A 17,060-nucleotide genomic window follows, 5' to 3' on the forward strand; every position below is an offset into this window, starting at 1 on the left:
GGCGGGTGGAGGCCAATGGTTCATTTGAATAAACAGAGTGCGGATATCGCGATAATCGGGGTTGCTTGCAGATTCCCCGATGCAGATCATTATCATGAATTCTGGGAAAACATAAATAGCGGCAAAGATTCCATCCGGGAAGTGCCGATTGAACGGTGGGATCCCGATCTTTATTATTCAGCTGATATCAGTATACCGAACAAAACAATCAGCAAGTGGGGAGGTTTTATTCATAAAGCTGACCATTTCGATCATAAGTTTTTTAATATCTCTCCCCGGGAAGCGAAAAACATGGATCCTGAGCAAAGAATCCTTTTAGAAGAAACTTGGCGGTGCATCGAAGATTCCGGGATTTCTTTGCAGGATCTCCAGCGTAAAACCACTTCTGTTTTTGCGGGTATTATGAATTCTGACTACCGGCAGACAGGTCATGCTGAATCGGAAATCGACAGTTATGCCTGCTTAGGAAGTTTCGAAGCTATGCTTTCCAACCGGCTTTCATACACATTCGGTTTGACCGGAAAAAGCATGTCTGTAAATGCCGCTTGTGCATCATCGCTTGTTGCTTTACATGAAGCGGTTAAGTCATTGCGGACAAAAGAAAGCGATTATGCAATCGCATCGGGAGTAAACTTGAATTTCCAACCCGGAAAATATATTTCTTTTTCCAAAGCCAGAATGCTGAGTCCTGACGGCAAATGTAAAACCTTTGACGCAGCAGCGAACGGGTACGTTCCCGGAGAAGGGGCAGGCGTTGTATTGCTGCAGCGCCTTGGTGATGCAGTAAAAGCCGGTCACCATATATACGGGATCATAAAAGGGACAGCTGTTAATCATGGCGGTAAATCTCGTTCCATAACCGCTCCCAGAGCAGAAGCGCAGTGCCGGGTCATCTCAGAAGCTTTACACAATGCTGCTGTCGATGCTGCGACGGTTTCTTATGTAGAAGCACATGGCACAGGAACATCTCTGGGCGATCCGATAGAAATAGAAGCATTGACAAAAGCGTATCGGCAATATACTGAGGATACTCAATATTGCAGGATCGGAAGTGTGAAAACAAATATCGGTCATACAGAAGCAGCGGCGGGAATGGCCGGATTGATAAAAGTTCTAATGATGATGAAACACCGGAGGGTGCCGAAAAGCCTGAATGTACATACGGTAAATCCAATTATACAGTTTGAAAAAACACCTTTTAGGCCGGCGCTTGATTCAAGTGATTGGAAGGCGGCAGACGGGGCTCCGCTCAGGGCGGGAATCAGCTCCTTCGGTTTTGGGGGTGTTAACTCTCACGTCATCATCGAAGAATTTATACATACAAAAGACGAATCTGATAGAAAAGGAAGGGTACCCTTCCTTTTTTCCGCTAAAAGTGAAGAAAGCATGAAACAAATGATACATCATTGGAGAACCTTTGCTGACGATTCAGAGGAATTTTGCAAAATATCAAATGAAGTGATCAGCAGCACCCTTTTAACGGGGAGGACATCGTTTGATTACAGGGCTGGTTTATTGGCAGGCAGCAAGGAGGAATTTAAAAATCAGCTTAAAGAGGGATTGAGTTTTCGGAGGAAACAAGATTCTGAATGGGCGCTTGCCATCGGTGACTTCAAATGGGAAAGTTATAAACAATTTGCCGTTTTGAAACGGGTGTTCCCTGATTTAGAAAAGAACGTAAGGCCGGTGCTGAAGGGTATACCGACATTGCACAGTTCATTTAAAAGAAAATGGACGCCTGAGAAAATCCGCTTGTATTCTTTAGTTATCAATACGGAAATCATAAAAAGTATCCTGGCATCCGGTTTTAAGCCAAGCCTCATTACAGGCGCCGGAGACGGATATTACGTCGCTCTTGCAGCAGCGGGTATCATCAAAATTGAAAAGGCCATTTCTGTCATCACAGGCGCTGAAAAACCTTCGCACTTATCCTGTGAGCCGCCGTCCATTCCATTTGTCAATCCGTACACTTCAAAAACGTACCCGCCGGTTCGATTAAATGAAGAATATGTAAGGATGCTGCTGAACGGTCTGAGCTTCCCGGCTGATTTTGCAGACCGCCTGTACGGGAAAACACGGCTGCTTCTTGAGCACCAATATACGTTTAAAGGGTTTTTAGAAGAGTGGGATAAAGCGGGAAAGACTCAGGAAATCGAGATTTTATCTTATATTGTGAATCGCACGGCGGATAAAAGAAACGCATTGCCGGCTGATGAGGAAGCGGCGATCATGGCTATCCTTGCCTCTATGAGGAGACTGTATAAGAGATGGGATTTAACAGATTATGATGGATTCTTTAATAATGATTATGTTCTGGAGATATTAAATTTACTTGATGAAGGAATCTTGTCTAAAGAACTTTTTCTGAGCATGTTATTGAAAAAGCAAGACGGAATTAAACAGGCTGTTGCTTGTATTAATGAGCAGCCGGCAGGTTTTTATGATAAGACTCGTTTTCCGTTGATGACAGAATACAATCAAATGGATGCCGTGTCTCAGGAGATAGCTGACCATATGCCGCATCACACGGAAGAAAAGGGAACGGAGCCGGATGTGGATATTTCTGATTTTTCAGTTTTCCAATTCGGATCGCTCCCTCCATCAGCAAAACTAAACAAAGCGGCTGCTTTTGAAGCGGACAAAGCAGCTGATGAAGCTCTTTATCATTCATTTATGCAAATGTGGCTTTCAGGAGAAGAGATTGAATGGGCGAAACTAGGTGACTATCATAAAAGAAAAGCCCCGCTTCCGCCTTATCCGTTTGAGCGCTGTCAATTTTCTTTAAACCCTCAGCAGGTAAAATCAGACGCGGCTTTTTCAGCAAAGAAGAATCAGGCACTTTATACGCCGATATGGAAAGAAACCGCACTTGAGAATGAAGCGGACAGCGGACAAGCCTGTACTATTTTGTTGTTCTCCGAGAATAAAGACTATTTTGAAGAGATGAAAAAAAGAGAGAATACGTCCGCATATCTTATTATGCCCGGTGACCGTTTAGAGCAGATAAGCGACAGTGTTTTCACGATCAACAGGCAGCGTCCCGATGATTATCAAAGTGTCATTCGTCTGTTAAAAGAAAAAGGCGCAGCGCCTGATGCAATTTTGCATACGTGGTCTGAAAAACAGCCTGAACTGGAAGAAACACTCGAATCAGGAATTTATTCCGTGTTTTATCTGACTAAGGCTTTAATCAGCGAGAACCTTATAAACAAAGTAACGTTCATTTATACATTCAGCGCAGATCAAAAAGAAAAATTGCCGTATTTTGAAGGTGTGAACGGTTTTTTAAAATCGGTAAAACAAGAATATCCGCAGCTGCATTGTAAGACGGTTTGCTTTGAACATGATTCTGCAGCCGTTTCATTTTCAGAGAAGGCTGCCATTCTTTATAAAGAAATAAACACAGCACCTGATCGGCATATTCATATCACTTACAGAGGCTGCGTAAGATATGCACGGATGTTAGAGAAGCAGAGAGAAACTTACACAAAGACCATTCAATACCCTGAAAAAGATAAAGTATATTTAATTACAGGGGGACTTGGGGGGATTGGCAGTAAAGTCGCTGAATATTGCGCAAAAACTGAAAGATCCACCATTATCCTATCGGGGCGATCTGCTTTAACCGGAGATAAGCAGAAACATTTAGAATACCTGAACAGCTTTAAAGCCAAGGTTTATTATATACAGGCGAATATATCCGATAAAGAAGCGGTAAAAACAATGATTGACGGTATTACCGATCAGCATGCAGGTCTTCATGGCGTCATTCATTGCGCAGGAGTTATCAGAGACTCGCTGCTTTTTCAAAAAACAAAGCAGGAACTTTCAGAGGTGATTGCTCCGAAAGTTCATGGTGCGTTGAATCTTGATCATGCAACGAAGTCGCTGGAATTGGATTTTTTCGCCGTTTTTTCTTCAGTCGTCTCTATTGCAGGGAACGAAGGCCAGTGTGATTATGCATATGCAAACGGCTTTTTAGATCATTTTGCAGAATATCGGGAATGGAAACGGCAAAATTCTCTGCGCAGCGGCCGCACGCTGACAATCAATTGGCCTTTATGGAAAGACATCGGAATGGGGGCGAACCTGTCAGGTCAAGGGCGGACGTCTCTTTTTCATGGTTCCGGGCTCGAAGAACTTCCTGCTGAAGACGGAACGCAATGGTTTTCGCGGATTGTAACTTCGGGTCAGCTGCATAATATTGCAGTCTGCGGTGATCATGAGCGCTTTGAACAATTTATGCGGCAGAGATTTTTGACGGACGAAACAGAGACAGGCAGTGCCATTCCTTTGGCTCAAGGCGATATTTTGGATCAGACAGTTTTGTTTTTAACCAATATCATCTCCTCTGAGATCGGTGCAGAACGGGAAGAGATCGATCAAGATGTGCATCTGGCTGAATATGGAATGGATTCGGTTATGATTCATCAATGCAACACAAAGCTGGAGCAGTCACTGGGAGCAATTTCGAAAACGCTTTTATTTGAATTTCATACAATCAGAGATTTAGCAGATCATCTTGTAAAGGAATATCCGGATCGGCTGGGGCGTTTATTTTCACGGGAGGAAAAAGGAAAACAGATTCAGAGCATTACCCCCGCCAGGCCGGAACAAAACATCACTGCACCTGCGGCGGAGGAAAAAGAACATCTTGACGGGATAGCGGTAATCGGTATCAGCGGCCGTTATCCCGGGGCTGAAAATATTGAAGAATTGTGGGAGCTTCTATCAAAAGAGAGAACCGCAATCACAGAAATTCCGAAAGAACGATGGAATTATGAGACCTACTATGATCCAGACCCCGCTAAAGCGCATGAGGGGAAAATTTATTGTAAATGGGGCGGATTTTTAAAGAATGCTGAATCATTTGATTCTTTGTTTTTCCAAATATCGCCGAGAGAAGCAGAAGCGATGGATCCTCAGGAACGAATATTTCTCGAAACCGTGTGGAAAGCATTTGAAGATTCGGGATATACCATTGAAGGGTTGAGAAAGCAGACCGAAAAACATGTCGGTGTATTTGCGGGAGTGACGACCAATTCTTACAAGCTGCTCGGCGAAAGAATACCGACGGACAAAAACGATGTACTTCCAAATTCGTTCCCATGGTCTCTCGCGAACAGAGTGTCTTACACATTTGACTTTACAGGTCCCAGTGTCCCTGTAGATACGGCTTGTTCTTCATCCTTAACGGCAATTCACATGGCTTGCCAAAGTTTAACAAAGGGTGAGTGCTCGGTTGCGGTTGCGGGAGGAGTAAATTTGTATCTTCATCCTTCTGACTATTTATACCGATGTCAGATGGGAATGCTTTCAAAATCGGGAAAATGCAGAAGTTTTGGAGAAGGCGGCGACGGTTTCGTGCCCGGGGAAGGTGTCGGGGCTGTTATTCTTAAACCGCTTAAAGATGCCATACGTGATAATGATACTGTGTACGCCGTCATTAAAGGAACGGCAATTAATCATGGCGGAAAGACAAATGGCTATACGGTGCCTAATCCTGCCGCACAGGCGGATTTAATTCAAGGAGCTCTTAAAGCGGCCGGTTGGAGCGCCAGAAGTGTCAGCTTTATTGAAGCCCACGGCACGGGAACGCCGCTGGGTGACCCGATTGAAGTCCGAGGCCTGACCAAGGCGTTTAGAGCTTATACCGAAGATGTTTCATATTGCTCTCTCGGATCGATTAAATCTAACATCGGCCACCTGGAAGCGGCCGCGGGTATTGCCGGCCTGACAAAGATTATCTTACAAATGAAGTATAAAAAAATAGCCGCAACACTGCATGCTGAACGGGTGCATCCGGATCTTTATCTGGAAGAGACACCTTTTTGCCTCCAGCAGGAAACCGCCGACTGGATAAAACCCGCGAATGAAAAACATTCTAACAGCAAATATCCGCGGCGTGCGGGATTAAGTTCTTTCGGAGCGGGCGGGGCAAATGCTCATATCCTTGTGGAAGAGTATGAGTCTGCTGCTGACTGTCATACGAGGCGTGAGGAAAGTGAGGAACTTATCGTACTCTCAGCCAAGCATTCACTGAGTTTACGGGAATCAGCAAAACAGCTGGAGGAATATCTTCAAAAGGCCCGTCATAAGCAGGGCGAGTTTTTACAGCAAGCGGGAACAAACAAGCCGCTTCACCTTTCTGATATTGCGTATACCCTTCTTGAAGGGCGTGAAGCCATGCCGGAAAGGCTTGCTGTCATTTCAAATAATATCGATGATCTGATGTTGAAATTAAATCACTTTTATAATGGAATTGATGATCACGAAATATTTAGAGGGAAAAAACCGAATCATAAACGCAGACAGCAGCAATCGGATCTTCCGCTCAAATCCGGCAGCACCACATTAACCGAAATGGCTGAATTTTGGGTATCAGGAGGCAATTTAAGCTGGGAAGATTTCCGCACCGGCAGAAAACCGAGAAAAATTGCCCTGCCGACTTACCCTTTCTTAAAAAACAGACTGTGGGTGTCAAATAAGGCACAAACAACAACAGCAGCTGATAAAGCTCCTTTATTTGATTTTTCAGCAGGTGAGTGCCGATTTTATAAAACGCTTTCAGATTCTGAATATTATGTAAAATACCATGTTGTACATGGGAAAACGGTTCTGCCCGGAGCGGCAATCATCGAAGCGGCCAGAGAAGCGGGAGAGAGGCTGTACGGAAAATCAGTCATAAAACTGAGTCAGGTTGTATGGGCGGTTCCGATAACCGTTGAAAAAGAAAAGACGATAATGATAGATCTGCTGCCGAACCAAAAAGACGGCAGATTTGTGGTGAAAACCGATATGCAACCTGAAGCGGCAGTTTACTGCCAAGGAAACATTATCACATGCGGAGATAAAGATGCCTCTCATACAGAGCATTTTCAATTTGACAGCTGGTTAACCGGACAGAAAAGATTAATCAGCGGCGCTGAGTGTTACAGGGATTTCCGGCAGAGCGGTTTGGACTATGGAGCCAGTTTTCAGGTAATAAAACAGCTGTTTATCCATGAAAATGCTGTACTTGCACGAATATCACTTCCTGAGAGCATTCATAAAAAATCCGGCACGCTGCTGGAACCGTGTTTATTGGATGGCATTTTTCAATCCACAACAGGGTTTACGTCCGGTCAGGAAGACGATCACACCGCATATTTGCCTTTTGAATTAGGTGAGCTGGAGATTCTTCACGCACCTTCGGCAAACGGCTATGCTTACATTACAGCTGCCGATGAAAGACAACATGATGATGTCAAAAGGTTTCATATACTATTTATGGATGAAAACGGATCTGTAAGTCTTAAAATAAAAAACTTAGCGTTGAAGGCATTAAGGGCTGCACCGCAGACTCAAGATGAGCGGCATTCAGTTAAGTATTACACTGATATGTGGAAGCGGGCCCCTCTGCTTCATCAGCCTGAAGCCAGCGGTTTAAACAGCTGCCTTGTGATTTCACTCCGTCGGGATATATCAGAACCGCTGATCCGCCAGGCATATAAAGATATCGGCTTGAACATGATCTTTGTCCGCCATGGCGGCAGTTTTCAAGAAAAAGAAGCTGATTCCTTTGAATTGAACAGCGTCAAACTTGAAGCCTATCAGAAATTGCTGGCGATTCTTAAAGAAAGACAAGTGACAATTGACCGCGTCATTTTAATCGGGATGAGCCCTGAAACGGGAATTGAGCATAACATTCGTGAAAAGCTGGAGGAGGCTGTTTTGCCGGTTTTCAATGTAACGAAAGCTCTGTTAGCAACAATCCCAAGACATAAAATCCTGATATCACATGTATTTTTCACAAGGGAAAATCAAATCTTACCTTATCAAATGGCAATCAGCGGCTTTTTTAGGTCGCTTCATTTAGAACATCCAATGTTGTCCGGTAAAAATATTGAAATACAAAGCGGTGAAATTCAGTTACAGCTGAACGCCGGTCTGCCTGAATTAAAAAACCTTGTGAAAGAAACAATCATCAGCGATGAAACTTCAGAAATCAGATACAGAGATGGAATCAGGCAGGTAAAGCACTCTGCAGAAATTGAAAGTGCCGAGCCCCCCGAAAAGATGGAAGTAAAAGAAGGGGGAGTTTACCTCATTACAGGAGGAACAGGCGGTCTGGGACTGATTTTCGCCAGACATCTTGTGCGAAAAGGGAGAATAAAACTTGTCCTTATCGGCAGGTCAGAGCTTTCTGAGGAAGCCGTAAGCAATGTAAAAGAGCTCGAAAAAAACGGATCAGAGGTTTTTTATGTAAGAACCGATATTTCTGATAAGGAAAATGTCAATAACCTGATAAAACTCGTCAAAAACAAATTAGGTTCTGTTAAAGGAATTATTCACAGCGCCGGTGTGATAAAAGATTCATTACTCATCAATAAGCGTGAAGAGGATATCAATTCAGTCTTGGCCAGCAAGGTTTACGGAACGATATGGCTTGACCGGTATACAGACAGTGAACCTCTGGACTTTTTTGTTATGTTTTCATCTATCAGCGCAATAATCGGGAATGCCGGACAAACTGATTATGCTTATGCAAACCGGTTTATGGATTATTTTGCGGAAATGAGAGCGGCGGAAAATAAACCTGGAAAAACAGTCTCGATTAATTGGCCTTTATGGAAAGAAGGCGGTATGCAAATTGATATTCATTCAGAGAAGTTCCTTTATGACCGTTTCGGAATGCTGCCTCTGGGAAAACGGGAAGGCCTTGCAGCATTTGATCAAGCAATGACAGGGTGTGAACATCAAATAATGGTATTTAGCGGTAATGAATTAAAGCTGGAACGAATGATAACGATTGACAGCGGAAAAAGTGATCCGGCAATCGCCGACGAAAATCACGAACCGAAAGAGCTGTCAATAACTGAATCTTTAAAAAGCACTTTGACGCGCATCATCACCGGCGTATTAAAAATTGAAGAACGGGAATTTGATTTTGAACTGCCGATAAGTGAATACGGATTTGATTCAATTATGTTTACAATGCTGGGCAACGAATTAAACGAAACTTTAGGAATATCAATGATGCCGTCAGATTTTTTCGGTCTTACTGATTTTAATGAACTTCTTGAGTTTTTAAAGAGTGAGTATTCCGAGGAGCTTCATCTCTGCGGTTCTTTTTCTTCAGATGAATCTGCGGCGAAAGACCGGAGAGAAAATCTGATTGAGGGCATCGCAAAGATGATGTCAAGTATTTTGAAGATTGACAGAAAGGAAATAGAAGAAGAGACTTCATTCGGCGAGTACGGATTTGATTCTATTACGTTTACCAGACTCGGAAATGAAATCAATCAACAATATGGTACGGAATTATTGCCGTCCGTTTTCTTTGAATGCAATTCACTGGCTGAAATGACTGATTATGTAATCGAGCAATACGGAGAAATCCTTTTTGCTGAGACAGAATCTTTTTCTGCAGCTGACGAAAAAACATTGTACAGCACGCCTCCGCCGGAATCCTATGAACATTCCCCTGAGCCTGAAAACAAAACTTGGCAAGAGGAAAGACATATGAATGAGCCGGTTGCAATAGTGGGAATAAGCGGCCGTTTCCCCCAAACAGATACGCTGGAAGACTTTTGGGAAGGAATTGAAAAAGGGCGGGATATGATTACAGACATTCCTGAAGACCGTTGGGACTGGAAAGAGTTTGACGGCGATCCGATCAGGGACGTCAATAGAACAAAAATAAAAAAAGGCGGATTTATCAAAGGCGCGGACAATTTTGATCCGTTGTTTTTCGGGATTTCTCCCGCCGAAGCAGAATTAATGGATCCCCAGCAAAGAATTTTTATGGAGACTGTATGGAAAACAATAGAAGATGCGGGCTATAAGCCATCTGATTTGGCAGGGACGAAAACCGCGGTGTTTGCAGGGGTCGCCACAACGGATTATGCTGAACGTCTGAATGAAAATGGTGTCTCTGTTCAGGCGCAGACCGCAACCGGTTTAAATCATTGTATATTGGCAAATCGTATTTCTTACCAGCTGAACCTGACGGGTCCGAGCGAACCGATTGACACTGCCTGTTCAAGTTCGTTAGTTGCACTCCATCGTGCGGCTGAGGGGATTCAAAGAGGCGATTTTGAAATGGCGATTGCAGGCGGAGTGCATATTATGACAAGCCCTACCCTGTTTATAGCTTTTGATAAAGCAGGTATGCTTTCCAAAGACGGAAAGTGCAAAACATTCGATAAAAGCGCTGACGGCTATGTAAGGAGTGAAGGGGCGGCTGCAGTATTGCTTAAGCCGCTCAGCAAAGCACAGGCAGACGGTGATCATATATATGGTTTGATTAAAGGGTCAGCTGTAAATCACGGCGGCCGCGCCAATTCTTTGACAGCTCCGAATCCGAACGCACAGGCGGACTTATTAACCGAAGCTTGGCGGAAGGCGGGTGTCAGCCCTGCCACTGCGGGATATATAGAAGCGCATGGCACAGGGACAAGTCTTGGCGATCCGATTGAAGTAAACAGCATCATAAAGGCATTTAAAACGTTATATCAAGACTGGGACATTCCTTTTGCGAAACAGAAATGCTGCGGAATCGGGTCTGTGAAAACAAACATCGGCCATCTCGAAACCGCTGCCGGAATAGCCGGAGTCCTGAAAGTGTTACTGGCTTTTAAATATCGCAAACTTCCGGGACTCGCCCATTTTTCAGAACTCAATCCATACATCAAACTGGAAAGTACGCCATTTTATATCACAGAAACCGCTCAAAAGTGGAATCCGATAAAAGATGAAGAGAACAACGATCTGCCGAGGAGAGCGGGTGTCAGCTCATTCGGATTCGGCGGTGTGAACGCGCATATTGTTTTAGAGGAATATAGGGAACCTCAAAAAGAAGTGCCGGAAAACAACGGTAACACACATATTTTTGTTTTATCTGCGAAAACCAAAGATCAATTACTTGAGTATATCCGGCTTATGCTTCAGTACTTGGATCGCGTGATTGCCGGTGACATGACCGTTAATGCCAGTGACATGGAATTTACATTGCAAAACGGCCGGGAAGCAATGAACGAAAGAATTGCCGTATGTGCAGCGAGTCTGACTGAGCTGAGAGATAAATACGTCAGCTTTCTTGATGACAGCAAGGTGCAAAAAGGCGTATTTATAAGCGAAAACACTGAAGAGCCCACAGCTGTTTCTGAATATATGATTGAGGAGGCTCTTCAAAGCGGAAAAGAGGAGCTGCTCGCACAATGGTGGGCCAATGGAGCCGAGTTTGAATGGAAGACAATCGGCAAAAAGAAATTGAATAGAGTGCCGCTGCCAACTTATCCGTTTGCAAAAGAGAGTTATTGGTTCACCCCGAAAAAGAACAAAAGCGAGGTTAAGGTTAATAGCAAAAGTCTTCACCCATTAATCAGCGAGAATGTCTCAACATTAAAGAAACAAGCATTTAAAACTGTTATTTCCGGAACTGAATTTTTCGTCACTGATCATCTTGTTTCAGGAGACTATGTGCTGCCAGGAGCCGCTTCGCTTGAAATGGCTCTTGTTTGTGCGGAAATAAGCGGAGAAAGTAAAGTATATAAAATAAAAGACGTGATGTGGAACAGACCTATATTATATAAAGGAAAAACGCTGCACATTTATACCGACTTGGAAATGAAACAAGATAAGTTGAACGTAACGATATGTAAAGAGGGTCCGGATGGCGTGCAGCAAATCTGCACACAAAGTGAAACAGTATTCGGAGACATAAACAGCAATCCTGAGTATGTCGATATTGATAAGTTCAAACGAAGCAGTGAGCCGGTCATAAGCCGGGAAGAGTGTTATCACCGCTTCAGTCGTATGGGCCTGACATATCATAGCAGTTTTCAAACGTTGAAAGCCGTATATCGCGGTGATATGGAGTTAATGGCAGAATTGGAGCTTCCGGCTCATTTAGCGAACGGGTTTTCACATTTTACACTCCATCCTTCATTAATTGACGGCGGTTTTCAAGCGGCGGCATTTTTGTTAAGAGATAATGAGAAAGACGGCTTATTTGTTCCATATTCACTTAGAGAGCTTCACATTAAGAGGGCGCTTACTGCCCGATGCCATGTCTCGGTGAGAGAAACCGGTTTTTATACGTATAACATTGATTTTATTAACGAGAGCGGCGAAATAGCCGTGAGCATGAAAGACTTTTCTGTCAGAAAAGTGACCGGGGGAGAATTAACCGCAGGACGTAAAAATGAAGATCAGGAAATTCTCTTCTTATTAGAACAATTGAAAAACGGTGAACTTTCTGCTGACCAAGTTTATCAGCTGCTGGAGGGAAAATAGTGCAGATCAAACAAATACTTTCCTTAATTGAAGAACAGCAAATGTCTCCTGATGCAGGACTGGAGCTAATTCGCACTTACAGAAAAGAACAAATGGAAAAAAAGGCGGAGCCGGAATCACAAGCTCCGTCCCCAACCATTTTTTTTAAGAACGATTGGGTAAGAACAAATAACATTGATATGCCGAATCAGCAGGCACCGGGGAATATGCTGATTTTTGATCAGGATAACCGTCTGTTTCAGCATGCCGAGATGATGAATGGAGATCATAACCGTGTCATTCTCGTAACGCCCGATTCTGATTATAGAATTGAACGGAATAGATGCACAATCAATCCTTCTGATGAAAATCATGTCGAAATGCTGCTGTCTGATTTGGCTGTAAACGGATTTACACCTGATGTCGTGCTTTATTTATGGAACGGAGAAATCAGAGAATTCACTGAAGAATCCGTTAATGAAACTCTTTGCAGAGGGATAAACTCGCTCTTTTTATTATCAAAAGCTTTAATGCGGAGAAACGAACCTGTTACGTTATTGCATATTTATTGGACAAGCGGCCTGAATCAGCCGTTTCATGAAGCTGTCGGAGGTTTCATGAAAACGGTAAACATGGAAAGCTCCAAGCTTAAAGCGAAAACCATACAGATTCGCCATGAGCATTCTGACATAAATCCTCCGGTTTCCGAGATGTGGGATGCTGTAATCAGTGAAATGCAGCGCTTTCAAACGGATGAATGTGAGATTTTAATAGACTCACATACCCGTTATGTGAAAGGGCTGCAGCATATTGATAATCCGGAACACGATAACGGATCTGTAACGTATCAAAAAGGCGGCATATATATCATTACCGGAGGAGCCGGAAAACTCGGGCTGCTGTTTGCGGAACACATCGCTAATGAAAACCAAGCCGTGATTATACTTACAGGCCGTTCTGTTTTAACAGCTGATCAAAAAGAACGGATCAGTAAGCTTAATGAGAGCGGCTCTATTGTTGAATATCAGCGGACGGACATCACAGATCGAACAGAGGCAGAGCGATTCATTTTCGGCGTTAAACAGCGGTACGGCAGCATAAACGGGATCATTCATGCTGCCGGCATCCTTCGTGACTCATTTCTTGTAAATAAAAGTCTCAGTGATTTTACGGACGTACTGAAACCGAAAGTTTACGGGACAATCTGGCTGGATGAGCTGACAAAAGACGAAGATCTTGATTTTTTTGTTCTCTTTTCTTCTTTTTCCGCTTATGGAAATGCCGGCCAAAGTGACTATGCGTACGCAAATCATTTTATGGACAGTTTTGCAGTGCTTCGATCTCAGCTCTCCCGAAACGGAAAAACCCTTTCAATCAATTGGCCGTTATTGAAAGATGGCGGGATGAGTCTCGACAGCAGTGGAATCAACCAAATAAAAGAAAAATACGGAATGACTCCGATGCGAACTTCCTCTGTTTTGGAAGCGTTTCTGAAAATGCTGCGGTCTTCATTTACCAGCTTAATGCCTGCAGAAGGAAAGCGGGATAAAATGATAAAAGCGCTTTCGATTCAAAGAAATACAGCTGCAGCAGATCAAGATACACTCACGGCGGAACACGATGAAGAAGAGGAATATGCTGCGAAAGAAAAAGTCAATGACTATTTAATCAAGATCATCAGCGGTGTCTTGAAAATCCAAGCTCATAAAATAAATGCGAAAGACTCTTTTGAGAAATTCGGAATCAACTCACTTATGATCATGTCACTTATTTCAAAGCTTGAAGATACTTTCGGGGATCTTCCAAAAACAATCTTTTTTGAATATCAGAACATTGAAGAGCTTTCAAACTTCTTCCTAACATCTTTTAAAGAAAAAGTGCTTAAGGCCGCAGGGGCAGCTCCGGTAACAAGAGTGCCGAAGAAAAGAGAAAATCTAAGTAAAAAACAGCACCGGCAGCAGAGGGTTGCATCTGCACCGAGCATGGTTCAGCCGGGTGAGGATATTGCCATTATCGGTGTGAGCGGAAGATATCCGAATTCCGATACTCTTGAGGAGTTCTGGGAAAACATTGCCGGAGGGAAAAACTGTATTATTGAAATCCCTGAGGAACGTTGGGATTTCAGATCGAATTACAGTCCCGACAGAATGGAGAAGGGGAAAATCAACAGTAAGTGGGGCGGTTTTATCAGCGGTGTTGATCAATTCGATCCGCTGTTTTTCCACATTTCTCATAAAGAAGCTGAGCTGATGGACCCTCAGGAGCGAATTTTTCTCGAAACCTCCTGGCATACGTTTGAAGATTCAGGATATACAAAAGAGAAGCTTAACGGTATGAAAGCCGGTGTGTTTGTCGGAGCCATGTACGGACAATATCAATTATTCGGCGCAGAAGAAACTGCGCGGGGCAATCCGATTGCGCTCAGTTCCTTCTTTTCATCTATTGCGAACAGGGTTTCATACTTTTTTAATCTCTCCGGTCCGAGCATTGCACTGGATACGATGTGTTCATCATCGCTGACGGCCATTCACTTGGCATGTGAGAGCATTAAAAGAGGGGAAAGTGAAATTGCGCTTGCGGGCGGCGTTAATGTGTCCATACACCCCAGCAAATACCTTTGGCTGAGTCAAGGTAATTTTGTTTCCACCGAAGGATTGTGCAGAAGTTTCGGAGAGGGCGGAGACGGCTATGTCCCGGGAGAAGGTTCGGGCGCCGTCCTTTTGAAACCTTTGGAAAAAGCAATTGCTGATCAGGATCATATATACGGAGTAATTAAAGGAACATCTGTAAATCATGGCGGAAAAACCAATGGATTTACGGTTCCGAATCCGAATGCACAAGCTGAGCTGATTGCTGAAAATTTCAAGAAATCGGGCATCAGTCCGCGATCCGTCAGCTACTTGGAAGCACACGGAACGGGTACTTCGCTCGGAGATCCGATTGAGATCGCAGGATTGACAAAAGCGTTTGAGAAATTTACGGACGATAAACAATTTTGTGCCATAGGTTCAGTGAAGTCTAATATCGGACATTTGGAGTCTGCTGCAGGTATAGCAGCCCTTACAAAAGTTCTTTTACAATTTAAGCATCAGAAATTGGCGCCATCCATTCACTCGGAACAGCTGAACCAAAATATCCGATTTGAAAAGACGCCTTTTTACGTTCAGCAGAAAGAAGAAGAGTGGCGGAAAGAATCAGGCGCCTCCCGCAGGAGAGCAGCAATCAGTTCGTTCGGAGCGGGCGGAGCAAATGCCCATGTCATTGTGGAAGAATATCAAAACCATGCGGACACACAAACAATAAGCGGTCCGTTTGCCGCAGTTCTCTCTGCCAAAAATGAAGACAGGCTGAAAGAATACGCCCGGCGCCTTCTGCAATTCACAGAGCGGGAGACAAAGGTCTCGGCAGCTGATATCGCTTTTACATTGCAGACATGCAGGGAACCGATGGAAGACAGACTTGCTGTTGTAGCTTCCGATTTGCCGGAACTAAAGGAGAAACTGAGAACTTTCTGTACTGAAGGAACAATTGGGGAGGGCGTATACAAAGGGAATGTTACGAAAGATTTTGATAAAGTCTTTATCTTTCATGATCAAAAGATGAAAGATAAATTCCTCGAGGTGATGATGGAGACAAAGGACTTGAATCTTCTTGCAAAATTATGGTCTTTCGGGGCTGATATTCAATGGAGAGAGTTATATGAAGAATATACCCCGCAAAAGGTCAAGCTTCCTTTATATCCATTTGCTGAGGAGTCTTACTGGGTGCCTGGAAGCCAAAGTGCAGTATTTCCGGAAATATTGCCGCAGCAGTCTTCACTGCACCCGCTTCTGGATTCGAATGAATCTACTCTGGAACAGCAGTTTTTTAAAACGACATTAAGAGAAAAAGAGATTTGGTTAAAAGACCACATCGTAAAAAACAAGAGCATTCTCCCGGCAGCTGCTTTTCTTGAAATGGCATGCGCAGCGGGAACGCGGTCATATCGAAAGAAAAAGGTCACTCGTTTAAAAAACGTGATATTTGCCAGACCGGCCATGCTTTTGCAAGAGAGCCTGACCATTTACACTCACATTTCCGTAAAAGACGGCAGCATATTATTTAACATGTCACCTGACGAGGATGCTGCTGTAAGGACTGGATTTGTGACGGGGGAATTAGATTATGATCATCATTACAGTGATGATGATATAGAGAATATCGACAGACAAGAGATCATAAACAGAAGTGCTTTTGTCCGTGAACAAGATGAATGTTACGAGTATTTTCGGGAAAACGAGTTCCTGTATGGGCGCGCTTTTCAGCCGATTCAACGTTTATGGGGCGGAAAAACAGAAGCGGTTGCACACTTATTGCTGCCAAAAGAAGCCGCATATGCTCTTGAACATTATACATTGCATCCGTCTTTAATTGATGGGGCTCTGCAATCTTTGTTCGGAATTACGGACGGAAGAGAAGAGGCATCTGTTTATGTTCCTTTTTCAATAGGAGAGATTACGATTCGGAAAAAGGTATCAGCAGAATGCTGGGTTTATGCGCGTAAAACAGGCCAAAAAGGTCAATCCGAGCTTATTTACGATATTCAGCTGCTTAATGAACAAGGAGAAAGACTTGCAGGTTTGAAGGATGTAACCATTCGTAAAAAAGAAACGTTTTCCGCGGAGGCACAGACTCGTGCAACAGCGGATTCCAATGGAAAGAACGAGAGAGTAAAAGAGCTCCTCAGACAATTAAAAGCGGGCGAACTGACTGCGGAGGAAGCAGATTATGCGCTGGAGCGTATGCAGGATTAGTTTATCATT

Annotated in this window: 2 protein-coding genes; both read left to right on the plus strand. The window is 43.7% G+C overall.

Annotation, left to right across the window (positions count from 1 at the left end; all coding sequences use genetic code 11):
• Positions 1-15: 15 nt before the first annotated feature.
• Positions 16-12,279, plus strand: a complete 12,264-nt coding sequence (locus GNE05_RS07715; RefSeq protein WP_160182637.1) for an SDR family NAD(P)-dependent oxidoreductase — start codon at positions 16-18, stop codon at positions 12,277-12,279.
• Positions 12,279-17,051, plus strand: coding sequence for a type I polyketide synthase (locus tag GNE05_RS07720; protein WP_160182638.1), 4,773 nt, complete (start codon positions 12,279-12,281; stop codon positions 17,049-17,051). The genes GNE05_RS07715 and GNE05_RS07720 overlap by 1 nt, the downstream gene beginning before the upstream one ends.
• Positions 17,052-17,060: the final 9 nt, after the last annotated feature.

It is taken from the genome of Bacillus sp. AM1(2019) (assembly GCF_009906915.1).
Lineage (GTDB): Bacteria > Bacillota > Bacilli > Bacillales > Bacillaceae > Bacillus > Bacillus velezensis.

Coding starts and splice junctions, on each gene's coding strand:
- GNE05_RS07715 (WP_160182637.1), top strand. CDS start 16: ATGGTTCATTTGAATAAACAGAGTGCGGATATCGCGATAATCGGGGTT.